Source organism: Catenulispora sp. EB89, assembly GCF_041261445.1.
GTDB lineage: Bacteria > Actinomycetota > Actinomycetes > Streptomycetales > Catenulisporaceae > Catenulispora.
Window position 1 is genome coordinate 156,198 of the sequence record NZ_JBGCCU010000017.1, and the last position, 23,705, is coordinate 179,902.

Genomic DNA, 23,705 nt, shown 5'->3' on the forward strand with positions numbered 1-23,705 from the left:
CCTCTCAGTACCATCGCATCGATCCGACGACGCCGTTGCAGGTCACGGTGACCGTGGTGCCCGGCCAGCCGTACCAGTTGATGGAGTCGTGGCTGTCGTTCGGGCCGTACGTCTGGAGGAACCAGCCCCCGTTGCCGTGATCGCTGTTGAAGGAGCAGCTCACGGTGCCGCCGAAGTTGGCGGTCTGGACGTGGACGTAGGCGCAGGACTTGTCGGTGCAACTGCCGCCCTTGCACGCGGTACCGCCGCCCCCGCCGCACGCTGTCCCCTTCGTGACGGTGACGGTCGGCGACGGGGGCGGAGGCGGCGGTGCCGGGGTGCTCTGCTGGGCGCTCTGATTCAGCGACGCCCGCCCCGAATCGGACACCGTGACGGTGATGGTGTCCGTGGCGCTGTAGCCCATCGTGTCCGAGCCGCTCCAACTCCAGCCGCTGGTTCCGGTGTTGAAGGTCTGCGTCTGCTTGCTCGTCCGCACGGTGACCGTCGCGGGCCTGCCGTTCGGGTCGACCGAGACCGTGAAGTTCACGGTCTGCGCGTTGGCGGACGTCGAGATCGCCAGGTTCTTCAACGGCCCGTACGTCGTGATGTCGGTCCCGACAGTGCTGTCACAGGGATTGCCCGCGTAGGCACCGCCCGGGCTCCCGTTGCAGTCGCTCACGTTCAGCGTGACGGTCGTGCCGTTCGGCAGCCCGTCCACGGTCTCGGTCACATGGGACTGCCCGCTCGCGGGCATCGTCCACGTTCCGCAGCTTCCGCCGCTCCACGTGCAGCGCACCGTGGAGGACGCGCCGTGCGAGGCGGGTGCGTCGAACTGCAACCGCGCCTGGCCGTCGGTGCCGGTGGGCGTGGCCGAGACGCCGGTGATCGGATCCGGCGTAGCGGTCGCCACCATCTGGGCGGCAGGACCGGGCGGCGAGCTATGTCCGGAACCCGAGCCGGCGTCGGCGTTGGCCGCCGTGACGGTGTACGAATACACGGTCCCGTCGTTGGCCAGGCCGTCGTCGGTACACGCGGCCGCCGCCACGTTCGTGCAGACCGTCTTCGTGCCGTTGCCCGTCCGGGTCACCGTGTACGTCGTCGGGCTCGGCCCGTTCGGGTCGACCGGAGTCCAGGACACCGAAACCGCGCGGCTGGCCGCATCCGCGGAATCGACCGAGGTCAGGGTCGGCGCGCCCGGAGTCTTCGGGATCCCGGCCGACTGCCCGGTGACGTTCACCGACGGGCCGGTGCCCTGGGCGTTCACGGCCACGACGGTGAAGGTGTACTGGGCGTCGTTGGCGAGCCCGGTGGCAGTGACCGACGAGACCGTGACGCTCTGCCGTCCGCCGCCGGTCCAGGTGACGAGGTACGTCTGCACCGGAGTGCCGTCATCGGGCGGCGGGTTCCAGGTCAAGTGCAGGGTTCCGTCCTGAGGCAGCGAGGCTGCCAACCCGGTCACCGCGCCCGGCACGGTGTTCGGCACGGCCGGCGCCGAGGGCGTGCTCGGCTGGCCTTGCCCCACCAGGTTCGTCGCGCGCACCGTGAAGCTGTAGGCCGTCCCGTTCGTCAGGCCCATGATGGTGCACGGCGAGCCGGGGCAGGTCTGACGGTGCCCGGCGGCGTCTACCTCGTAGGACAGGATCGGCGCGCCGTTGTCGGCCGGGGCCGCCCACGACAGGTCCACGCTGTGGCTCAGGACCGTCCGCCCCACGACCGGGGCGCCCGGCGCGTCGGGCAGGCCTAGGACATGCAGCGTGATCAGGCCGACCGCGATCCGGTCGGCGCGGGTCCGGTCGGCCACGTCGCTCACGGCGACGCTGAACGTCATCGTGCCCTTCGACGCAGCGCCCGGGGTGACGCGGACGGTCGCGCCGGCGACGGTCGCCGTGGCGGCCAGACCGGATTCCTGGTGCACGGAGACGACCGAGACCGCCGGATCCCGAAGTTCGGAACGGACGTAGGAGTCCAGGTTCACGGTCCTCGTCTCGCCAGCCTTCACCCCGTCGACAGTGATCGGCACGACCGAGGGCGGCGGCGCCGGCTCGACGGCTATAGCCAGCGTCGACCGCGCCGAGGCGAATCCGGCGACGCCGATGTCGATCGACCCCTGCGCGCCCGGCACGGCCTTGCCGTCCGCGGCCAGGGTGAGTGTCGAACCCTGCGGCTGCGGCAGGGACATGCCGCCGACCTGCGTATGCCAGGCGGCCGTGTAACGCAACCCGGCCAGCGTCGCGGGATCGCCGACCCACACATGGCACACCGAGACCAGATCGAGCGTCGCCGCCGGTCCGCCCTCGACGAGCGTCAGCGGATCGCTCGGACACCGCAGGACCGGGGTGTCCCTGCCCACCTGCACCGGGATGGTCAAGACCGTGACCTGCGCGGCCGGATCGGTCAGGGAGCTGCCGTCGGTGACCTCGAAGGTCACCGCGGCCGGCCCCGTGTAGCCGCCGGCCGCCGACAACACCAGCTGCCCCACACCCTGGCTGCGGACGGTCAGGCCCGCGCGGGGGGCCGTCCAGAGACGGTCGGTGGTCGTGAGCCGGACCGGTTTGCCCGCCGGGTCTGCCACGCGGCCGGCCAGGTCCACGGTCGTACTGCCGGTCGCCGGGACGGCGATAGGCGAGGCGTCCCTGACATACGGCGCGCCGGTCCCCGCCGCCGGGACGTGGATCAGGCCCAGCGACAACGCCCCGCCGGCGTCCCGGACCTCGAAGGCGACGACATGCGGCCGGTTGTCCAGCGGAACGACGACCTGTCCGGCCGAGACCTGCGCGTGGGCGTCGAAGGCACGGGTCACGACGATCGGGCCGCCGGGGTCGTCGGGATCAGAGCACTGTTTCGCGATGTCCACGGTCGCACTCGCCGCACCGGCCGGTTTCGGATACGCGTCTGCGCACACCGCCGGGATGTCGTACCCGACGCGGCCGTGCACGGTCACCACCGCCAGGGACGGCGTGCCGACCCCGTCGCCGACCCCGTAGGAGACCACCAGCGGCCTGCCGTTCGCCGCCGGCGCCGTCAGCTGGATCGGGCCCCGGGGCCCCGTCTGCGCGGTTCCGGCCGGGAGGTCCGGGTTGAGCTTGGCCAGCGGCTCGAGGGTGACGGCGTCGTCCGGCGCGATGAGGTCGTTCGCCAGGACGTCGACCGCTATCCGGGCTCCGGGGGCCGCGGTCACGTCGTCGTCGACGGCGACCGGCGGCTGCGGCGGACCCGGTGGGACGACCGCGATCCGCAGACTCGCCGTGCCCGAGCCGCCGTACGGGTCCACGACCCGGTATTCGAACTCGTCGGTCCCGGACACGGTGGGAAAGGCCTGGTAGGTCAGCGAGGTCGCGTTCCAGGACAGGACCCGGCCCAGAGCCGGCGCCGAGGCGAGGCCGGTCACGGCGACCGAGTCGCCGTCGGGATCGGCTCCGACCGTGGCGATCGGGATCGTGATGGTGTCGCCGGCCACGGCGCGCGCCTCTACGTCATAGGGCTCCGGCGAACGGTTCGGGTTCGACGGCGACGGCAGCGGTTCGACGGTGATGTGCACGCGGCCGACCGCCGACCCGCCTTCCGGGTTGCGCACGACATAGTCCGCCTCGACGGTGAGCGGCGTGAGGACCGACGCCGGAGCCGCATAGCGGACGGTCGAGCCGGCGACGTAGGCGGATCCGACACCCGTGGTGCCGCCGTCGGGACCGGTGACGCGAAGCGTGCCGGGAATCGGCACTCCCTGCACATCGGCGTCCAGGCTCAACGGCGCTCCGCCGGGATCGGTGTCGTCGTCCAGGACCGGCACGGCGACGCTGTCGCCGGCCCGGACCGTGGCTTCGCTGTCGCCGGCGACCGGGGTGTCCACATCCGGAGGCGGAAGCTGCGTAACGGTGATCTCGCCGGTGACCGGCGCCGTCTGGCCGTCCGTGATCGTATAGCGCACGATCCGCGACGCCGGAGCCAGCGTCGGAGTCAGAGCCCTGATGCTGACCCAGCGTCCGTCGACGACCGCCGCGGCCAGCTGGCCGGGGTCTGACGGCGTCGCGCCCTGGACGGCGAGCAGCGCCCCGGACGGGTCGTAGTCCGCAGCCGGTACGTCGACGCGCGTCGGCTGCTGGCCGTGCAGCACGGCCGTGATGGGTACCGTCACCGGCGGCTGGGCCGTGGCCGGAACCGCGACGACGTCGACCCGGATCGTGCCCGGTGCGAACGGCGCGTCCCCGAAGCGGGCGGTGTACGAGAGCACGAACGTGCCCGGACGGTCCGCAGCGATGGTGACCGTGCCGGTCCGCTGGTCTGTGGCCACCTGGGTACCGGCGGGACTGGCGAGCGTGGAGGCCAGGGCGAGCTCGGCTGAGGGGTTCAGCGGGTCCGACCCGGGCAGGTCGTTGTCCAGCGGGTGCACCACGATCGGCCGCCCGACTTCGCCGCGCGCCAGGTCCGGCTCGGTGACCGCGGCCGTCGGCCGGGCCGTCGGGGCCTGTACGGCGATCGTCACGGTACCGGACACCGGGGTGCCGACCCCGTCGGAGACCTGGTAGTTCACGGTCTGGGTGCCGGGCGTCGCCGGCGCCGTGTAGTCCAGGAACCCGTCCGGGCTCGCGACCGCCGTCCCCGCCTTGGCGGTCGCCGAGGCCAGCGAGAGGGGATCGCCGTCGGGATCACGCCAGTCGGCGAGGACCGGCAGGTCGAGGCGGGCGCCTTCGGTGACCGGGTACGGCTTCGACTGGTAGCCGGTCCGCAACTGCGGGACACCGTTCTCGTCGGCCGTCCTCACCGTGACCGTCACCGCTGCGCTCGCGCTCAGGCCCTTCCCGTCGTCGATGGTGTACCGGAATTCGACGGTGCCGCGCGCATCCGGTCCGAGGGTCAGAGCGACGGTCTGGCCGTCGGGGGAGATCGCAGTGCCTGCGGACGCCGCTACCGGCTTCGTGACCTGCGATACCGCCAGGATGCTTCCGGCCGGATCGGAATCGTTGTCCAGAACGTGCAACAGCGTGGTGCGCCCGGGGCGTGCTCCGAGATGATCGTCGACCGCCTTCGGCGGCTTTTTGCGCGCCGAGTTGTCGTCGCCGTTGTTCTGCTGGGGATCGCCGGCCTTCGGCGACGGCGGCGGGTGTGTGGCGGACCAGTCGTCTACTCTGCGCTGGTCGGTCAGGTCCCAGACCGCGCCGTTCGTGAGGTCGTTGAGCACCAGGGAGCCGCGGTTCTGGCGGAACACGGGGCGGATGAGCGCCAAAGCGTTGTCGACGTCCCCGCGCGCGGCGGGTCGGCCGTCGCACGACTGGACGTAGTTGAACGCCGATCCGGCCCAGGCCGCATTGACACAGCCGTCCAGCAGAACCGGTGCCGCGGGAGTCCCCGTGCCGGAGTGGTAAAGCACTGTGACCGAGCCCGAGGACAGGTCGACCGCGTCCAGCGCGGTGGGGGTCGCTACGACGACGGCGGGGGCGTCAGGCCCGGGCATCTGGAGCACGGCTGCCGGGTCCGGCTCGGGGATCTGCACCGTCGGTCCGCCGGCCACGGACAGCGTGCCGGAGCCGGTGTCGAAGGCGATCAGATGCGAGCCGACGGCCGTGGCCTGGAACCCGGACCGGCTCGGGTCCGGGGTGGACGTCCCCGACCGACCCGGGTTCGAGGCCTGAGTCGTCAGGCCGGCGCCGGCGGCCGTGGTCGAGCCGAGCCGACCGTATACGGGTGCCGCGAACGTGCCGTCGTGGCCGACCGAGATCGTGACGGTCTTCCCGGCGGCGGACAGCGCGTGGACGGCTCCGTCCACGCCGACCGCCAGGGCGGCGCCCGTCGCGCCGAGCTTGGCCGTCGGCGCAGCCGTGGTCGGATCGATGGCGGCCAAGGAGGTCAGACCCGCCGCGCTCACCCGCATCGCCCAGACCTGGCCCGCCCTCGGGTCCAGGAGCGCCAGCGTGCCGCCGGCCAGCTCGACGCGGTCCACGGCCGGCACCGGGATCGACTGGTCGGACTGAGCGACGGCGCGGTCGACGTCGACCGGGTAGAGCCGGCCCGCCGCGCGGTCCCACGCGGCGACGGCCGAGCCGTCCTGGAGCACATCCAACTGGTAGGCCTCCTGCGCCTGCCCCGGCGGGTTGAAGAACCCGTCGAGCTGACCAGCCGGTTTGTTGACCCGGCCGAACTCGCCGTCGCGGTCGCTGGTGACCCAGATGCCACCGTCGTTGAGGTCGGCGTGCCGCGCGGTGTACCCGGTCGCGAACACCGCCGAGGCCACCAGGGCGGTGACGCTCGCCGCCAGGGCGGTGCCGGACACGGCGCGGCGCCAGCGCGACGGTATCCCGTGGAGGACGATCATGGTCGTGTCAACTCCCTGTGGTGTTTCAGCGCCCGCATCCTTCGGGGGACCAGTCGGGCTGGGCGTCGCTCCCGTCGGCGCGCACGACCTTGACCTGCACACACAGCCGGGTCCCGGCCGGATCGGGGAGGTCCAGGGTCGCGGTTCTGGTCACGCCGTGACGGGATCCGTCAGAGGTCTGCCATTGAAAGGTGTCGCTGGCCTGCGCGGCCGAGTAGTTCCAGGTGAAGCGCAAGACGGCCGGGCTGGGACGGACGACGGCCACCACCGGGACGCCCGGCGGGAGGTCCTCGCCGACCAGGCCCGCGCCGCCGGGTGCGGAGTCCCCGGTGCCCGACGCGCGGGGTGCCGGGGTTCCATGTCCGCCGCCGGTCAGGACGGACGCCGCGATGATCGCGGCACAGACGAGGACGGCGGCGGCGCCTGCGGCGACCCACTTTCCCCGGGCGCCGTCCGGGACGGGGCGTTCGACCGACTCCGGCTCGTTGACCTTGAGTTTTGTGCGCTCAGGGTCTGATATGACGTGGGACGGGGGTCCGGGCCGCAGTGATGTCTGGGACGACGGGTCCTCCGGGCGGTAACCAGGCCTGAACTGGCCGGCGCCACCGCGCCGCTGAGTCGCCTCCGGCCTGGATCCGGGCCCCGGCACCGGTCCGGGCTCGGACCGGTGCCCGCCGAGCCGCTCCCCGATGGCCGTCAGCCGTGCGCACACCGACTCGGCCGACTCCGGCCGCGACGCGGGCCTCGGAGCCAGCAGGGCGGTCACGAGCTGGTCGAGTTCGTGCGGCCCGCCGGGCAGCGCCAGGGCCGGCGCGGTCCGGGTCATGATCCGCTGCTCGATCTCGTCGGCGGAGTTCGCGCCCCCGGGGTCGTGGAACGGCGACTGTCCTTTCAGGACATGCCACAGCGTCGCGCCCAACGAGTACAGGTCGGACTGCACGGTGGCCGCCTCGCCGGCCAGGGTTTCCCGCGGCGACCACGGCACCGAGACGTTGAACTCGGACGAGGTCCGGGTCCCGGAACGCGTACCCACGATGCCGAAGTCCGACAGGTGGTAGCCGTGTTCGTTGATGAGGATGTTCGCCGGCTTCACGTCGCAGTGCACGAAGCCGGTCTCGTGCACCTTCGCCAGAGCACTCGCGATCTGGATTCCGACCCGCACCGCCTCGGCGACCGGGAACGGCCCGTCCTGCTTCAGCCGGGTCAGCAGGTCCCCGCCGGGGTAGTACGGCATGATCAGGATCCGCCGGCCGTCGCCTGTCGGCGGTGCGTCGATGATGCGCACGATGTGCGGATGCCCGTCGAACTGGGCCATGGCCTCGACCTCGCCGGTCCGGCGCCGGGTGGTCGCCTCCGGGCCGAGGGCGTCCAACACCTTCACCGCAACCTGCCGGCCGGTACCGACCTGCCGGTAGAGGTGGACGGTCGCGTGGCCGCCCCTCGCCAGGTCCCGGATCGGCACGTAGCCGGAGATCTGCAGCAGCTTGTCGCTCCCCGGTCTCATCGCACGGCCCGGAGCTCGAAGGAGACGGCTTCGGACAGGTGCACCACGGTGCCGAGGCTGATGGCGATCGGGGTATGCGGCGGCAGAAGTTCGGGCTCTCGCGCCGGCGGGGCCACGTACGTACCGTTACGCGAGCCGAGATCGACGACGAGGACCTGCCAGCCGTCCAGACGGATCTCGACATGCTCGCGGGACACCTCGGGGTCGCTGACCCGGACGATGTCCGGACGACGGCCGGCGGGCAGGTCGGTATCGCCGGGACTGCGGCCCAGGACCACGTCTCGCTCCAGGCGCAGAGGCTCCGGATCGGTCGACAGCATCAGCTCGCCGAGCGGAGGGCGAGGCACGGTGCTGACCCGCCGGTCCGGAATCGGGGATCCGCAGACGCGGCACGATTCGGCCTCGGGCGGGTTCGGGTGCTCGCCGGGACAGTGGACTGCCGAAACGGTGACGGAGCCGTTCGCGGAACGGGGAGACCAGGTGCGGCGCCTCGTTGCTTCGGCGTCGACATCTTCGGGCTCGTAGACCGGGGAGTCCGGAACCGTTACACGGACGGGTTCGTCCTCGACGCTGTGTTCGCCCAGCAGCCGCTTGGTCCAGGGCAGCTCGGCGATGATCTGGGTGTAGAACCCGACTGATGTGGTTTCCGGCTTCGGCATCGGCGTACCGAGCGCTGAAGCGGGGACCACGCCGACCGCAAGCGGAACCGAGGCTTCCGCGGATCCCGTCTGGTCGCGGGCCGACAGGCGGAAACCCTGAAGCGCTCCCGAGACTCGACGGTCGGCGCCGGACGCGATGGTGACGAGGCTGCCGTCGGTGAGGTGCAGCACGGCCTCGGCGGCGCCGCGTACCACGGCGCGCGTGGTGTCGCCGTCCCGGTGGACGAACGCGTACGCGGCCGGCGTCGTGCCCAGGGTGTTCAGCACCTCGTCGGACGACGCCGCGTCGCGGATCAGGCGCCACCAGCGGGCCACGGCCGGGTCCTCGGGCGAGGCCTCGGCCAGGAGCCAGGATCGGGGGCCGGCGACGGCGGTCCAGGTGCCCGGCGCGAAGACGAGGTCGGCGACCGGGTCGTGAGCGGTCACCGGAGGGCCTCCGTCCCTATGTGCCGAGGCTGGGTGTCCTCACCCGTGGTTCCGGCCGCGACGATCCGGTGGTCGACGACCACCGCAGAAACGTCGTCCCGGCCGCCGGCTGCGATCGCGGCCCGGACCAGGGCCCGGGCCGCGGCTGCCGCGTCAGGTTCGGCGTTCAGCGTCTCGGCGATCACACTGTCGGGGAGTTCCAGGCACAGTCCGTCGGAACAGATCAGAAAGCGTTCGCCGGGTACCGTCGGCAAGACTCTGATATCGGGTTCGGAGGCGGGCTCCGAGCCCAGCGAGCGGGTGACCAGGCTCCGTCGGCCGACTCCGACGGCGGCGTCGCGGAACGTCACAGCGGCTTGCGCGACCTCGGCGGCCTCGTTGTGGTCGAGCGTGAGCTGGGTGAGCCGGCCCTTGGCCCACCGGTACACACGGCAGTCCCCGACGTTGAACACGACCCAGTGCTCCGTGCCCGCGACCCGCGCGATGCCGATGCCGGCGACGGTCGCCCCCATGCCTCGGTGATCCGGTTCCCGGGATGCGGAGGCGAGGATGTCGGCGTTCGCCTCGGCGAGCTGGGCCCGGAAGCCGTCCGGCGTCAGCACCGGTTCCGCGTCGAGCAGTCCCAGGCGCGCGACCGCCAGCGCGCTGGCCACCTCGCCGGCGGCGTGGCCGCCCATTCCGTCGGCGACAGCGAAGACGGACCGTCCGGCAAGCACCCGGTCCTCGTTGGCTCCGTGCCGCCCTCCGGCCTCGCTGGCTGCCCCAGCCGAGATTCCGAGCATGTCAAGCTCCTGTCTGCGGGCGAGCCGCCGGGACGGGGCCGCCTGTGCGGCTCGGCAGGTCCGGCGTCCGGTCCAGCAGGTCCGCGAGTCGCCGCCGGATCACCGCCCGCGACGTCGGGGTCCCGTGGTCCGGGCTGTTTGCGTCATCGGACAGGTACCAGGCGCCATCCGGCTTCAGCGCGACGGCGAGGCTCACGGTGTGCCCGCCGGCCGTCGACTGCACCACCGTTGCCGCGGGTCCCCCTTCACGGGCACACCAGTCCACGAAGGTGTTGACGACTTTGGACAGCGGCTCGGCACCGTCGCCGAGATCCACCGCGAAGTGCCCGAACCTCCCGAGGCGAAGGGCGAGCCGGAGTCGGGGCGTGTCGAAGAAGTGCGTCACGACGGCTTGTTCGCCATGCCATCCTCCGACACTGGTCCGGGTGTGGCTCGAGGCCAGTGTCGCCGCCACTGCGAGGAGTTCCCGTTGCAGAGTGACACCGTCCGGGTTCTCCGGATCCGCAGAGTCCGCCACGCACAGGCCACGGATCACGAGCGATGCCAACCCCGCGGCCACCACGCCCGCGCCGGGGCCGTTCGGCGTCAGTCGCAGGCGCTCACGGATCGGCTCGGCCGGGGCCGGGCACGACACCAGGAGGAATTCGAGCTCGGCAAAGGTCAGAAGCAGTGGAGCGGACATGGGGCGTGGCCCTTCGAGACGGGGGCGCGAGGCGGGGGTTCCGGGTTCACAGATGGATGCTGCCAAGGACTGAACCGACGCCGCGGCTGATGATCCGGTTTACGGCTTCCGCAGCGTGGACGTGGGATTCGGCGGCGAAGACGGCGGAGTCGACGACGCTGGTGGCCGCCCAGCGAACGCCGTGCTCGATCTGCAGGCCGACATGCGGGTCGACAAGGCTGACGGCTTCGTAGGCGACGGTGGCCGCGATGAAGACGGGCTGCTGCGGGCCGGGAACGAGGCTCAGCCCATCGAGAACGGCGTTCACCTGGTGGTCGGCGGCCTCGTCACGCTCGCGTGCGGTGGTCGGGGCTTTGCCCGTCATCAGGGAGCCGACGTTGAAGACCAGGTCCACGGCGGCGAATCCGCTGCTGACATGCCATTTGCTGACATGCCATTTGTTGACCTCCTCCAGGTTCTTCTCCACGGCCTTGAGCTCGTCTGGCGTAGTCGCACCGGCCAGATACTGCGCCACGCGGAGACTCCCCGCGTAGAGGACCTTGGCCGTCTTAGGCGCGAGTTCCTCCAACTCCTTGGGAAACGTGAAGGGGAACTGGGAGATGTCGGCGACCTTCAGGAGCTTGTCGATGTCCTGATCCCAGGCCACGCCATCGCCACTGCCACCGGCCGAGCCCCCGAAGCCCTCACTGGCCTGCCGCTGCTGCGCCGCGTTGATCCGCAGGATGAAGCCGGCCCCGCGGAGCCACTGCTCGACCTGGGCCAGCCGATCCGCCAGAACGGTGTCCCAGTGGTGTCGAAACTCGTCGGCGTAGCCACCCTCCCAGTACAAGCGCGAGAGCAGCGTCGTGACCTCGTTCCGAATGGTGTCGAACTGCTCCGCGGCCGTCACCATGCGCTGGGCTTGTATCTCCAGCGCGTCCGGGTCCGCTCCGCTCAGCGAGGACACAGTGCACTTCCCCCTATTTTCACAGCGCAGATCGAGGAATAAATCCGTGATGATCGGTGGATGCCTCCAAACGGGAAATATGAATCAGGACAGAGAGAGACAATGCCTCGAGTCGCCGGCGAAGCCGCGCTCGCTCACCGAGCGCATCACTTCCGGAACGCGGACTTAACCCTCAATACCCTGTAAACATGACCGAGATCAACAGATGCCAGCCCGCATCAAAGATCTCTCCCCAATAGCGCCCGGCGGACCCGCCGACAACGCATGGGACGCGACTATAGCGCGGCACTGACATACCTGTCGCCAACTGGCGCACGCCTGGCGTGATCACTTTGCGTAACGCCCTCGGCCGCGGGTTCGCGCCATTTCCGATGCTCTTGCGGCAAGTAGCCACGGCTTCGGCTTATACCCTTAGCTGGCTATCAATGCTTTGCGATGTTTCACCAGCCGGATATGAATCCTTCAGGGATTACCCGGAATCTCCTCGCCGCCCTGCGGTGGTCGGGTTTTTGAACCACGCAGGCTTGAGCAGCGCCGCAAGGAAGGCCTGTCTTTGCCGAAAACCTCATCCGTGCAGGTCAGGCCGCCGGCCGGTATTCATTGATCACGCCGCCTGCGCGGCGGGTTCTGCGGGCTCGGAAGGCATCGAGGTCAGTAACGTTCGGCGGTATCGGTTTGAGCGGGACCGCTGCTGACAGGCTCATGTGTGGCCTGTGAGCGTTGTAGTGGAGCTCGTAGCCGTGCAGGATCCGCCGCAAGTGTGCGTGGTTCCAGATCAAAGTACGGTCCAGCAGTTCACGTCGGACCGAACCGACCCAGCGTTCCATGGTCGCGTTCATGCGTGGGGTTCGCACGTTGCACAGCACGGTGCGGATGCCGACATCGGCCAGGACAGCGTCGAAGGCGGCAGTGAAGTTGGAGCCTCGGTCACGAATCAGGAACTTCACAGTAACAGCCGCGTCGTCGAGTTCCATGACCATGTTGCGGGCCATCTGCGTGGTCCACTCACCGGTCGGATGAAGCGTGCTGCCAAGGATGCGGATCCGGCGGGTGGCATGCTCAATGACGGCCAGGACGTAGACTTTCGTTCCGTCCAGCAGGTCGGCGGTGAAGAAGTCGGCGGCGATGATCCCTTCCGCCTGGGACCGGAGAAAACACCCCCAAGTCACCGAGCCACGCCGTGGCGCCGGGTCGACGCCTGCATCCTTGAGGATCTCCCAGACGGTGGAGGCGGCGACGCGCACGCCAAGTCCGGCCAACTCGCCGTGGATCCGCCGGTAGCCCCATCCCGGGTTCTGGCGTGCCATGCGGAGAACCAGGGATTTGATGTTCCGGTGCATGGCCGGACGGCCGTTCTTCGGGCGGGACTTCTTCGCCCAACGACGCCGCAGCAGGTCGCGATGCCAACGCAGGATCGTGTCCGGCGTGACGATCAGACGCAATCCAGCGCGACGCGCCTTGGGCACCAGACTCACCAGCAGAGCGATCACCGCGCGATCCGCCCAGTCAGGTCGTGGACGTCTTCCTACCGAGACGAGCTGCCGCTGCAAGGCGGCGAGTTGGTGGCGTAGCAGCAGTATCTCGATGGTCTTGTGATCGTCGCAGCGCCGCCACAGTCCAAGCGCGGGCACGATACGGACGGCCAGAAGGTAGACGAAGCGCAGACACACAAGAACTCACGATCCCACCGGCAGCCCGCCGCTGTCCGGGCATCCCACCTGACCGGCACGGATGAGGTTCTCGGCAAGGACAGGGCGATGGCTTCCCAAATGAGGTCGCACCAACCTGAAGCGGCTGCTCAGGGTGCTGGTGTGGCGGATTCGTGGGTGCTCGTGCTGGTGGTGAGCGGGTGTCCTCGGTGTAGATCATCTGTCAGCGGGCGGTTTCGAGGTTCGTGAGGACGAGCAGGGCTCGGAGCAGGTTCGTGGCCCGTGTCGGGTTCAGCCGGAGTCGGGTGAGGATGCGCCAGTTCTTGAGCGTGGCGAAGCCGTGCTCGACGGGGGCGCGGGCGGCGGCGATGATCTGGTTGGCCTGCTTCTGCCCGGGGGTGAGCTTCTTCTTCCGGATCCGTTTCACCCCGGTGATGATCACCGGGTCGTCGGGGTCGTCGTTCACCCCGACGAAGCCGAGGTCGGAAAGGGCTCCGAGGCCGGCGGTGCGCAGGTGCTCGCAGAGCTTGTCGTGCCGGGCGGTCTTGATCTCGCTGGCCGCGCCGCGGCGAGCGGCGGAGATCCAGATCAGGTTCCCGCGTTCGTCGGTGAGGGCCAGGAACAGCAGGCCGTGCGAGCGGTGCTTGCCGCTGCAGTTCTTGCGGTTGGCCTTCCCGGAGCGGCGGCGGGTGCGGATCAGGGTGCCGTCCAGCAGCACGACCTGCTCACCCTTGCGGGTGATCTTCTTCAGGGCGCGGTCCAGGCGCGGGGCCTGGGCCGCGAGCAGGGCGACGATCTCGTCGGTCCAACGGCGGATCGTGGTGGCCGAGACCTGATTGCCGCCGGCCAGGTCGGCGGCGCGCTGGTCGTGGCGCAGCACCGCCAGGACCAGCACGACGATCTGGCCCGGGGTGCGGGACCGCCACCGCGAGCCGATCGCCTTCAAGTGCTCGCGGAGCAGGTCGGCGACGTGGTTGACGGTGGTCGTGGACAGCGGCAGCCGGCAGGAGTAGGTAAGGTTGACCGTGTTCCCGGACTGCTCGTTGGTGTTCGTCACACAACGTCGATGAGCACCGGGGACACCCCTTACCCGCGGCCTGGATCACCGCCCCACTTTGGAGTGATATCAGTGTCCGCATAATCGCCAGTATGTGGGACCCCGTCCCGGGGCCTGAAGCGTCGCCCGGCACCCCGGGACGCCGCCGCCCGCAAGCCGGCAGCCATCGTTCCCACACAGATCAACGACGGTTTCAGGATCGGTGATTGATCCCGCAGCCGTAAGGGGTGCCCGGCTGCTCTCAGAACGCGATAGCGAACCGGCCGTCGCCGAGCTTGCACAGCCAGCCCCGGTCAGCAAGCTTGTACATCTTCGCGCGCAGCGGCTCTAGCTTGCCCCGCACGTCGACCGGCGGACCCAGCACCGAGCCGACCTCCTTGACCGCGACCGGCCCGGCTGCGTCGCGCATGATCGCCATGATGCGTTAGTAGTCATCCGGAAGCGCCTCGGGGCCGATGCCGGCGCCGCGGGTGGGGATCAGCAGTACCGATCGCCCGCCCACCTGCGCCTCCGGCGCCGGCGCGAGCGACAGGTATTCCCCGAAGCCCTGCTCGCTGATCCGCTGGACGACCCGTTCGGCCACCACCAACTCGTCCCGCTCACCACGCACCTCGGCCAGCTGCTTGACCAGCTGCTCCTCCAACAGATCCAGCTCGGCACGACGAGCGGCGATCCGCTCCAGCATCACAGCATCCGACATGACCACGAGCGTAGGAAGCGTGGCGAAAGCCGCGCGCCGGAACCGTCAGGAACCACTCTGACGGACGATCTACAGCTGAGACACCCGCCCGCCACCACCGCGATCACCCACGAACCCTGAAACAACAGACACTTGACCAGCCATTTCAGGATGGTGGATCTTCAATGAGGCAGACGCCCGCAGGCTGTTCAGCGACCGCGTCCGGGAGGCATCGGGCGGCGCCATCGCGGTCGATCCCGGCTTCGTTCCGGTGAACATCTGCCTGGCGATCAAGTGGAAAGACGGCCAGCCGGTCACCGCCGCGAGTCTCCCGACCTTCGCGCAAGTCGCCTTGCTCCAGCTCGACTACGTGCTCGGCGGCTCAAGTATCACTGTGGCTTCCATCAAGGAGATCTGACAGTCGGTGCCTTCGATCAACCGGGGCAGGCCCGAACAGGTTTGCCTCGGCTGGTTGGTTCCTGGTACCGAGCCCGATCACGGACCGCGTCAAAGCCGCTCGGGATCCAAGATGGAGACGAATTCGCGGTACTCCTGAACCACAATGTCGACGTACTCGCTGTTATGTTTCAGGTACTGCATGATCGAAATGATATGCCGGTCCTGAGCCAGTCGGCGGAACGTCTCCGAGTATTCAGATGGATGAGTCCTGGACGAGTGGACGACAGCGCTGCTGTTCTGGACGGTCCAGATGCGGTGCTCGTTGTCGACGCTGGCCTCGTGAGGTGTGACGCCTATCTGGTCGAGGAGCACATATTCCAGACCTAGCAAGTCCAGCAGATCAAGGTCATGTTGCCAGGTGATGCCGCCGTAACGAGTCGCCGACCAGTACTGGGGGTCCTGATAGACCAGGCGCACGGCGTCCGCAAAGTTCCAGGGGGTCTGGCGGGTCCAGCACAGCGTCCCGCGCGCGAAAGTACCATCACCAGCCTTGGGATGTGTCCCGGCGGCCAGGTTCGGTAGGTACTTGCCGACTTTGTCAGGCCACGCGAACACGAGAGCCTCCAACAGATCACACGGGTTGTAAACGTGAAGCCATACATCGCCGTCGCCAACGCGCGCTGCGGCGTCGTTCAGCCAACCGCGCACGAGAATCTCCCACGTTTCGTTTCCGGCCAGGCTGTTCTCGGTCTGTCTCAGGAATCCCTTCCAGCGCGTCGCCATCTGCGGGTTCGCCGAGCCCGTGAAGATGATCTGGCTGTCCCCGTGAGCGTCTCCGCTGAGAGCCAGGAACAGATCGGTGTCGCTGAGATCCTCCATGGCCTGGAATGCCCCGGAGACGCGGTAGCCTTGGATCTTCCACGACGAGTCCGCCGCGATGTTCCGAAGCAGCCCAGGTACTGCACCCTCCAGATCATGATCCGCGCCCGCAGTGCCATTACAGATCTTGCACAGAAGGAGATACTCGGCGGGGTACTCCTCGGCGAACGGCTCCGGCCCGTCATATCCGACCAAGAGATCGTCCGACGCCTGCGCAGGATCAACGACACCGACCGCCAGGTACAGACCGAAAGGCCTGGGGATGATCTCCTTCCGCGCGACGCGATCGAAGTCAGCCGCTACCAGGTCGGGGGCGTCGAATTGGGACGCCCACCAGACGATGTGATCCCACATCTGATCGCGCTGGTCAGCACTGTCGAAGAAGAACAGCATGTGGATCGGCGAGACCCAGTGCTCGAAAGAGGCTTCCAAGAACTCTACGCGCTCAGCCCCAACGATCGCGCCTTCCTCATCCAGTCGCAGATGATAGCCGCGCAGGTCATAGCTCCAGTCGCGGGCGGCGCTACTCGTCGGGACCAACAACTCCGACCACTCAGTAGACACGACGATCGTCCTGATGCGATCAGCCGGGAGGTGCTTTTCGCTGCACAGGAGCTCGGCGTACTTCATCACCTCGTGGAGCGCCTGCCGGGAAGCTGCCTTCGAGCGCTTGAGCTCGATCACGACCCACATCCCGTGTCGGTCACGGGCCAGGATGTCGATGCTCCCACGCGTTCCGTTGCTGTTCGGCAGCGGATATTCCCCATAGCGGACCGGCTTGAGGCCTGGTTCGATCACATCCAGGTTCCGTACCAGACGATCACGGAGTTCCAGTTCCGATGGCACAGGCATGTGCTGAAGACTACGACAGAGCCCTGACGGCTGAGATCGCGTGCCGAAACCGACATAACGGACACACCGAGTGTATGAAATAGGGAATTGCGAACCCTGAGTCACTGAGGTTAGCTCACCGATATCCTGCGGCTGGGTCGATGCAGCAATCAAGGGGAGCGGAGCCAGTGAAGATCACGACGTTGCGGCTGAGCAACTTCCAGTCCTTCGGTCCGAAACCGACGGCAATCGACCTCGATGAACTGACATATGTCCTCGGTCCAAACGGCTCAGGCAAGACCGCTGTCCTTCAGGCCCTGTCCCGGGTGTTCAGCCCGCTAGAGGCCCAGCGCAAGATCCGCCTTGAGGACTTCCATGTGCCCGTCGACCAATCCGCAGGAAATTTGGAGGCCTGGGAGCCGACGTTGTGGCTAGAGGTGGATGTCGAGTTCCCGGAAGCAGGAACCGACGGGCAGCATGCGTCGGTCCCACCGAATTTCTCTCATATGGCGATCACCACCGCTAACGGGGTTCCGCGGACCCGTGTGCGGTTGACAGCGTCGCTGGCGCCAGATGGCGTCATCGACGAGAGGATCGAGTACGTGCTGGAGGAAGACGGAAAGGGTGAGCCGACTCGCTGCGCCGACATGTCCCGGTATGACCGTGGGCACATCGAGGTGTACTACCTTCCGGCTCGTCGGGATCCTGCCGACCATGTCTCGTACACGACGGCATCGCTCATCGGACGCGCTCTGCGAGCCGCTGACTGGACCACGGAACGCGAGACACTGAGCGACCTCACGGCTCAGATCACCGCATCGCTCGTCGCGAACACCACAGTAGCGAGCATTGGCCTTCGTCTGACCGACGAGTGGCACCGGCTGCACCACGGCACGTACTTCAGGGATCCGTCGATCGCCTTCGGGCGAGGCGAGCTGGAGGGTGTGTTGCGCCTGCTCACCGTGAGCTTCTCACCCACACACGATGGACCACCGCTGCCGTACGAGCGGCTCAGCGACGGACAGAAGTCCTTGCTTTACATCTCGCTCGTGCTTGCCTGGCAGTCCCTGGCTCGGCGAGTCCTCAAGGGCGAGGAGACCTCCGTCGACGCCGACCGCCTACGCCCGCCCGTGCACACCGTTATCGCGCTTGAGGAGCCCGAGAACAGTCTCGCGCCGCAGTACCTCGGCCGAGTCATCCGCCAACTACGTGGTGCGTGCGCACACGGCGACGTGCAATCCCTCATCGCCACGCATGCGCCCACACTCCTCCGGCGCGTCGATCCCCGCTCGATCTGCTTCCTACGGCTAAACACAGACAGGGAGACGGCCGTCCGCCGGATCGTCCTGCCCGAGGGGGAAGAGCTGGCCGCCAAGTACGTACGGGAAGCTGTACAGGCCTACCCCAAGCTGTACTTTTCTCGGCTCGTCGTGCTGGGTGAGGGCGACAGTGAGCAGGTGGTCCTGCCACGTATTCTGGCGGCCGTCGGCATCACCGAAGACGACGCATCCGTGTCAGTGGTACCCCTGGGTGGTCGGCATGTCAACCATTTCTGGCGCCTCCTAAACGAGCTGCAGATCCCGCACGTGACACTTCTCGACCTCGACGCCGGCCGCTACCAGGGCGGCTGGGGACGGGTGCGCAACGCCCTGAAGCAGACAAACGCAGTCCGTCCGAACAGCTTCACGGAACAACAAGTCAGTAGAATCCCCAAGTGGAATGAAGCTCACTACTTCCCAGCTCTGGTGGACCACCGGTACGGCCCTATCGAGGCGCTGGAGCGAGAAGGGGTCTTCTTCTCCCACCCAGTCGACCTCGACCTGATGCTGCTGACCGCCTATCCCGAAGCCTACGGTGTCAGTCCTGCTGTGCCGGGCGAGTCAACGGAGCCTGACGAGAGCACCATCGTGGCTGTACTCGGGAAGAGCCACGCGAACGAAGACCGCCTCCCCGAGGAAATCCGGGCGCTCTTCGATGACTACCACGCCATATTCGATCTCGGAAGCAAGCCTGCTGCGCACCTCGCTGCCCTCGCTGGCCTGAATGACGAGCAGTTGCTGATGAACCTCCCCGACGTACTCTCGCGACTAGTCAAGCACGTGCGTACGAAGCTAGCGGAGCTTCCGGAATGATCTCCCCCGATCTGTGGCAGCCGGTAGACGGCCTCAGCCTCGAGCCAAACGCGATGTCGGCCGTCACGTTGATGGACAAAAACGTGGTCGTCTCCGCTGGACCAGGAGCCGGCAAGACTGAGCTTCTCGCCCAACGGGCGGACTTCCTGCTGCGCACCGGACAGTGCCCCTACCCGCGCAGGATCCTGGCTGTCTCATTCAAGGTCGACGCCGCCCGCAACCTGCGCGAGCGAGTTCGCCGTCGCTCAGGCCCGCGGCTCGCTTCCAGGTTCGATAGCTTCACTTTCCACGCCTTCGCTAAGCGCGTGATCGACAATTTCCGGCCCGCATTGACCGGATACAACGCCCTTGACCCCGACTACCAGATCGCTCCTGACACGCGAATCCAAGCCAAGCAGATCACCTTTGCCGACCTCGTGCCGCTGGCGTTGGAGATCGTCGAGGCCAACGCCTACGCTCGAGGAGGGATCCGCCAGACATACAGCCACGTCTTCCTCGACGAGTTCCAGGACTGCACCAAGCAGCAGTATCAGCTGATCAAGGCGGCATTCGGCCACTCAACGGCCGTCCTGACTGCCGTAGGCGACACCAAGCAGCGGATCATGGCTTGGGCTGGCGCACTGGACGGAGTCCTACAGACTTTCGCCGGCGACTTCTCAGCCCGACCGCTACCGCTGTATCAGAACTTCCGTTCGGCGCCACGACTGCGACGGATGCAGAACCGAATGATCGCTCAGATGGACCCAGGGGCGGTCAGTCCCGACGAGGAGCCGGTCGGAGATGACGGCGTCATCGAAGTGCTCGCCTTCGATACCGAACACGACGAGGCGCAAGCTGTTGCGGAGCTCATCGGCGGCTGGCTCCGCAAAGGTACGACACCTACCGAGATTGCCATCCTGGTGCGCCAACAGCCGCACCTGGTCGCGGCAGCCCTCGGCCATGAACTCGCAGGCCGTAGCATTCCCTTTCGCAATGAGCAAGAGAGCCAAGACCTCATTGTAGAGCCAATAGTTGCGCTGGTATTCAACTTCATCCGCGTAATCGCCGATGACAGACAACCCGACGCATATACCGAACTCATGAGGATCACTAAGCGGTCCAGCGCATCCGAGGAAGAAGCATCACGCTTCAACGGCCAGTTGAAGCGGATGCTGGGCCAGGCCCGAGCGACCGTACGTTGCGCCACGTTTAAGGGCGGAGAGCCTGAGGCATGGAGGTCTCTCGTTAACGAGTTCCTGCAACTGGTGCCACAGCCGGTGCTGACCTCGTTGTCAACCGGGTATCAACAGGGCACTCGGCTGGCTGACCTGATCGAGCATACGCTAGTCGTTTTCGAGCGGGAGCTTGCTGTTGATGGGGACGCCATCCAAGCCCTCCGACACCTTTCAGAGATGGACGCTATTCGGTTCTTGACCATTCACAAGTGCAAGGGCCTGGAGTTCGAGAAGGTTGTCGTCCTCGGGGTCGAGGAGCAGCTCTTCTGGAGCACGCCCATCGTGGCGACGTCCGAGTTCTTCGTCGCGATTTCCCGCGCTAAGCAGCATCTCGTATTGACGCACACACAGCGCCGCGCTCGACCAGAGGGATTCGCTGGGAGATGGGACGAGTGGCGTACGCCGTACCAACCGTTCTTGGATTTCGCCCACGAAACCTAGAATTGTTTCACCCCTCAACGCTCCGGAGGCCGTCAACAGCAGCGCTGTGGCGGCCGATTCTCACCCATGCAGGTCAGGCTGTGTGTTCGTACTCATGCAGGATGCCGCCGAGTCGGTCGCGTCTTTGCACATTCAGTTCGACGATGTCAGGAGGGCCTGTGTTCTGGAACCTGGAGTGCGCCACCCGGGTGCCGCACACTGCCCCCGAGATACGCATGATCACCTCCGCTCCGTCGGCAAGCCGTCGACCTGAACGTGCGAAGACGCGACCGACTCGGCGGAATCCTGCACGAGTACGAGCAGGCTGCCTGACCTGCATGGGATGGATAATCGGCACCCGCACAGCTCCGCTGCTGATCAAGCTGGCGATGGCCTCGCGACTTCAGCGCTCGTCACAAAAATCTTGTTAGAGCCACGTGTCCAGCGCAGGCCGGGCGGTTATCGCTGGAACGCATCGTTCTCTGTGCCAGGCCAGCCCAACTGGATGTCGCAGCTACCGCACAGCTGCTGCCAGCGTGCGCAGTCTTCAGGTTCGGATGAGAGCCACAGGACACCGTGCACATCGCGCCCGTCTGAGCGGTACCGATCCATGTAGTCGAGCGTCTGGCCTAGGCCGTAGCGCAACTGAGCCAAGTCGTTGCCGTCCTGGAGGGACTTGACCTCGATGATGGTGATCCGCTCGTCCTCCTCGAGGAGAAGGTCCACCTCGGCCTTCCAACCGAGGGCTCTGTCGAAGGTCTGGACCGTGTCCTTGCCGAACTGTGAGCGGAGCCAGGTGAGGAGGGCGTTCTGGGTCTCATTGTGGAGATTGGTCGCGGTGACTGTAGCTTCGGGGGCGCCCAAAGCAAGTCTGCCGCCGTTTGGGAGATAGTCGGCTTTGACAGGTTCGGCGACCCGGCCGAGGGGGCGACGGGCGGCGGTGAACTCGTCGTGTAGTGCGAAGCGGTCGACGACCGTGGTGTAGAAGCTGACGTTGTCTTCCTGGGCCTTGTCCTTTATGGAGGCCATGGTTCCGCGCAGGAAGGTGGCACGTTCCATGTCGCGGTCGTCCTTGTCGCGAACGAGGCGACCAAGCCATTGGACGCGGCGACGATGCCGATGGTCTGTGGTGGCACGGTAGTAGGCACCAACACGACCGATCCAGATCTCGCCGGGCGAAGTACCGATTGCGGCAGTGCGGAAGACGACAAGATCGCCGGGCGCCATGATGTTGAGAAAGCTGTTGAGGCTGCTGGACTCTGAGACACTCCGCCCCCTTTCCAGACCCGCCGCCTTAACGGACTCCCAAGATCTGCCGTATAGATCTTCGGTAACGTCTCCGAAGCCGACGGATACGTACTCATCGGCGACCCAAGCAGCGGCTCGCTCGCTGCGCGTCATCTCCCTATAGAAGCGGCTCTGCTCATCGTCGGAGTGGCCAGGGTTGATCTTCCACATTGGGCGGCTGCTGCCGATGTCAGTCAAGGAGCTTGAGAGCGACCGGTACGTCTCCCACGCCTCGGAAAGAAGGGACGTGACCGTCTCGAAGTCTTCGTTTGTGGCGGGGCACCACGCGCTCCGCAGGAAGTTGTTGATCACTAGCACGTGGTCGCCGCGCCTCTGACGCGGTTTGCCGCGCGAGTTAGTTGCGGAGCCCTGAGACTCATAGAACTCGTCGTAGGCCGGCTGGGGCAGAAGATGTCGGTTCGCGTTGAGAAATCTGGCCCACGGCGTAGACAGCAAGTACGCAGGTTCTGCGCTAAGCGCCGTTGGGGCCGCTACAGAAGGTAGCGAGTTTCGCCAATCGGCGACGGTTGCAGCGACGGTCTTCACGGATCCGATAGTCGCAGAACTCATAGTCGCTTGCATGGCAGTTCGGGCGATGCAGAGAAGGAAACGCTCAGCGCCAGTTATCATCGGGCCTGCCGCACTCGATCCGGTGTGGTGTGGGGGCGGACGTCGTGACAACGCATGACATCTCCCGACCCATCTGGCGCCTTCAGGGGTTTACGTTCTGGACAAAGCGGCAATACCCATCACGAAGCAGAGGCGTGAGTGTTGACAGATGCCTTATATTAATGCCCTACGGATTAGAAGGTTAGGGGTTCGAATCCCTTCGTGCGCACTCATGTTAGGCACATGAACCGCAGGTCAAAGCCCCTCCGCCATCGCAAGTGGAGGGGCTTTTGCGTGCCCTGTTCCGGGGCCGGTCTCACTTCTTGTCTCAGTCGAGGTCTTCCGCGTCATACTCCGGCGCCTCTGGAGACTCCTTTTGCGGCCGCCTACAACGCCAGACTCGCCGTCCCCTATTGGAGGGTCGGCGTAGACCGGTTCAGCTACTAGACCCAGCCCGTGCGTCCGGTCGCGGAGGTCAGTGCCGTGACTGCGCTTTGGGGAACTGCCGCTGTCCCTCCGAACACGATGGCCTTGGTCGGTGACCCGACAGCTGCGAGCTCGCCGGGCGGCACCGATGCCCCGTCAGCCAGGACCAGACCGCCGCCGTGGGCTCCGGCCACGGCGGCGCCGGCCAGCGCGTCGGCCCAGGAGGGACAACAGTTTGGCCGCCGTCTGGAATCGGTCCACGCCCGCGACCTGGTTGAAGCGAACCGGGACCCAGCTGCCCTGGGTCCAATCGACCTGGCCGCCGACGCCGGTCACGTATGCGGCCGGATTCGCGGGCATCGTGGTGGCGAAGTAGCGGGCTACGGACGGATCGGAGTTGTCGGGACCATCCACATGCGGCGGTGTCAGGATCACGACAGAGTCCGTCTGCGTCGCGGCGACGGCTCCGGCGCCCAACGCGTCGGGATAATCGGCACCAGTGACGACGAGGATCTTTCGCGGGCGCGTGGTGATCTCGTCGACGATCGCGACGCTGGTCACGTAGCGGTGGCGCCCTGAAGCCGCTTCGGCACGAACCCGGCAGCCGTGACCTGGTTCTGGACGTTCGCCGACAACGCGTCGGTTCCGCCGAGCAGGTACACCGTCGCCCCGCGCGGCAGCGTGCGGTGCAGCTCGGCAAGATCGCGCGTGTCGCGCGAGTCGCGCGGCGTCAGCAGGAGCGGACCGCGCTTCTCTCCAGCCAGAGCGCTGCCAGCGAGGGCGTCGACGGCGGTGTCGACGTGGTCCTGCCCGCCAACACGGTCCACCATCGGCTGTG

Annotated in this window: 18 protein-coding genes; 3 read left to right on the top strand and 15 right to left on the bottom strand. The window is 67.2% G+C overall.

The window, feature by feature from the left end; genetic code table 11:
- Nucleotides 1–4: 4 nt before the first annotated feature.
- The 10 genes from ABH920_RS31485 to ABH920_RS31530 all read right to left on the bottom strand — a co-directional run bounded on the left by ABH920_RS31485 (nt 5) and on the right by ABH920_RS31530 (nt 14,691).
- Complete coding sequence (locus ABH920_RS31485; RefSeq protein ID WP_370352829.1) at nt 5–6,286, bottom strand: Ig-like domain-containing protein; 6,282 nt, start codon at nt 6,284–6,286, stop codon at nt 5–7.
- A 25-nt stretch (nt 6,287–6,311) separates the two neighbouring features.
- On the bottom strand, nt 6,312–7,790 hold the full coding sequence (locus tag ABH920_RS31490; protein WP_370352830.1) for a serine/threonine protein kinase: 1,479 nt from the start codon (nt 7,788–7,790) through the stop codon (nt 6,312–6,314).
- On the bottom strand, nt 7,787–8,875 hold the full coding sequence (locus ABH920_RS31495) for an FHA domain-containing protein (protein WP_370352831.1): 1,089 nt from the start codon (nt 8,873–8,875) through the stop codon (nt 7,787–7,789). Before ABH920_RS31495 ends, ABH920_RS31490 begins: the two co-directional genes overlap by 4 nt.
- Nucleotides 8,872–9,657: a PP2C family serine/threonine-protein phosphatase gene (locus ABH920_RS31500; protein WP_370352832.1), complete on the bottom strand. Its 786-nt coding sequence runs from the start codon at nt 9,655–9,657 to the stop codon at nt 8,872–8,874. Before ABH920_RS31500 ends, ABH920_RS31495 begins: the two co-directional genes overlap by 4 nt.
- Before the next feature lies 1 nt (nt 9,658).
- Nucleotides 9,659–10,339 carry a hypothetical protein gene (locus tag ABH920_RS31505; RefSeq protein ID WP_370352833.1) on the bottom strand — a complete coding sequence of 227 codons (681 nt, stop codon included), beginning with the start codon at nt 10,337–10,339 and terminating at the stop codon, nt 9,659–9,661.
- A gap of 46 nt (nt 10,340–10,385) precedes the next feature.
- Nucleotides 10,386–11,231 carry a hypothetical protein gene (locus ABH920_RS31510; protein ID WP_370352834.1) on the bottom strand — a complete coding sequence of 282 codons (846 nt, stop codon included), beginning with the start codon at nt 11,229–11,231 and terminating at the stop codon, nt 10,386–10,388.
- Nucleotides 11,232–11,863: 632 nt separating this feature from the next.
- Nucleotides 11,864–12,955 (bottom strand): integrase core domain-containing protein, encoded by a 1,092-nt coding sequence (locus ABH920_RS31515; protein WP_370352835.1) that lies wholly within the window; start codon nt 12,953–12,955, stop codon nt 11,864–11,866.
- Between the two features lie 202 nt (nt 12,956–13,157).
- Complete coding sequence (locus ABH920_RS31520) at nt 13,158–13,991, bottom strand: transposase family protein (RefSeq protein WP_370352837.1); 834 nt, start codon at nt 13,989–13,991, stop codon at nt 13,158–13,160.
- A gap of 241 nt (nt 13,992–14,232) precedes the next feature.
- A complete protein-coding gene (locus ABH920_RS31525; RefSeq protein ID WP_370352838.1) occupies nt 14,233–14,409 on the bottom strand; it encodes a hypothetical protein in 177 nt (58 codons plus the stop codon).
- Between the two features lie 6 nt (nt 14,410–14,415).
- Complete coding sequence (locus ABH920_RS31530) at nt 14,416–14,691, bottom strand: hypothetical protein (RefSeq protein WP_370352839.1); 276 nt, start codon at nt 14,689–14,691, stop codon at nt 14,416–14,418.
- Between the two features lie 250 nt (nt 14,692–14,941).
- On the opposite strand from ABH920_RS31530, the gene ABH920_RS31535 reads away from it, so the two are divergent.
- Nucleotides 14,942–15,088 (top strand): hypothetical protein, encoded by a 147-nt coding sequence (locus ABH920_RS31535; protein ID WP_370352840.1) that lies wholly within the window; start codon nt 14,942–14,944, stop codon nt 15,086–15,088.
- An 89-nt stretch (nt 15,089–15,177) separates the two neighbouring features.
- On the opposite strand, the gene ABH920_RS31540 is transcribed toward ABH920_RS31535, so the two are convergent.
- Nucleotides 15,178–16,800, bottom strand: a complete 1,623-nt coding sequence (locus tag ABH920_RS31540; RefSeq protein WP_370352841.1) for an endonuclease NucS domain-containing protein — start codon at nt 16,798–16,800, stop codon at nt 15,178–15,180.
- Nucleotides 16,801–16,967: 167 nt separating this feature from the next.
- Between ABH920_RS31540 and ABH920_RS31545 the strand changes: the two genes are divergently transcribed.
- Both ABH920_RS31545 and ABH920_RS31550 read left to right on the top strand, forming a co-directional pair.
- Nucleotides 16,968–18,911 (top strand): ATP-dependent endonuclease, encoded by a 1,944-nt coding sequence (locus tag ABH920_RS31545; protein WP_370352842.1) that lies wholly within the window; start codon nt 16,968–16,970, stop codon nt 18,909–18,911.
- Nucleotides 18,908–20,566 carry a UvrD-helicase domain-containing protein gene (locus ABH920_RS31550; protein WP_370352843.1) on the top strand — a complete coding sequence of 553 codons (1,659 nt, stop codon included), beginning with the start codon at nt 18,908–18,910 and terminating at the stop codon, nt 20,564–20,566. The genes ABH920_RS31545 and ABH920_RS31550 overlap by 4 nt, the downstream gene beginning before the upstream one ends.
- 438 nt (nt 20,567–21,004) lie before the next feature.
- On the opposite strand, the gene ABH920_RS31555 is transcribed toward ABH920_RS31550, so the two are convergent.
- The 4 genes from ABH920_RS31555 to ABH920_RS31570 form a co-directional block, all read right to left on the bottom strand.
- The gene (locus ABH920_RS31555; protein WP_370352844.1) at nt 21,005–22,378 is read right to left on the bottom strand and encodes a hypothetical protein; all 1,374 of its coding nucleotides are present in this window, start codon (nt 22,376–22,378) and stop codon (nt 21,005–21,007) included.
- A gap of 506 nt (nt 22,379–22,884) precedes the next feature.
- A complete protein-coding gene (locus ABH920_RS31560) occupies nt 22,885–23,061 on the bottom strand; it encodes a hypothetical protein (RefSeq protein ID WP_370352845.1) in 177 nt (58 codons plus the stop codon).
- Nucleotides 23,024–23,428 (bottom strand): cell wall-binding repeat-containing protein, encoded by a 405-nt coding sequence (locus ABH920_RS31565; RefSeq protein ID WP_370352846.1) that lies wholly within the window; start codon nt 23,426–23,428, stop codon nt 23,024–23,026. Before ABH920_RS31565 ends, ABH920_RS31560 begins: the two co-directional genes overlap by 38 nt.
- Complete coding sequence (locus ABH920_RS31570; protein ID WP_370352847.1) at nt 23,425–23,697, bottom strand: cell wall-binding repeat-containing protein; 273 nt, start codon at nt 23,695–23,697, stop codon at nt 23,425–23,427. The genes ABH920_RS31565 and ABH920_RS31570 overlap by 4 nt, the downstream gene beginning before the upstream one ends.
- Nucleotides 23,698–23,705 lie beyond the last annotated feature (8 nt).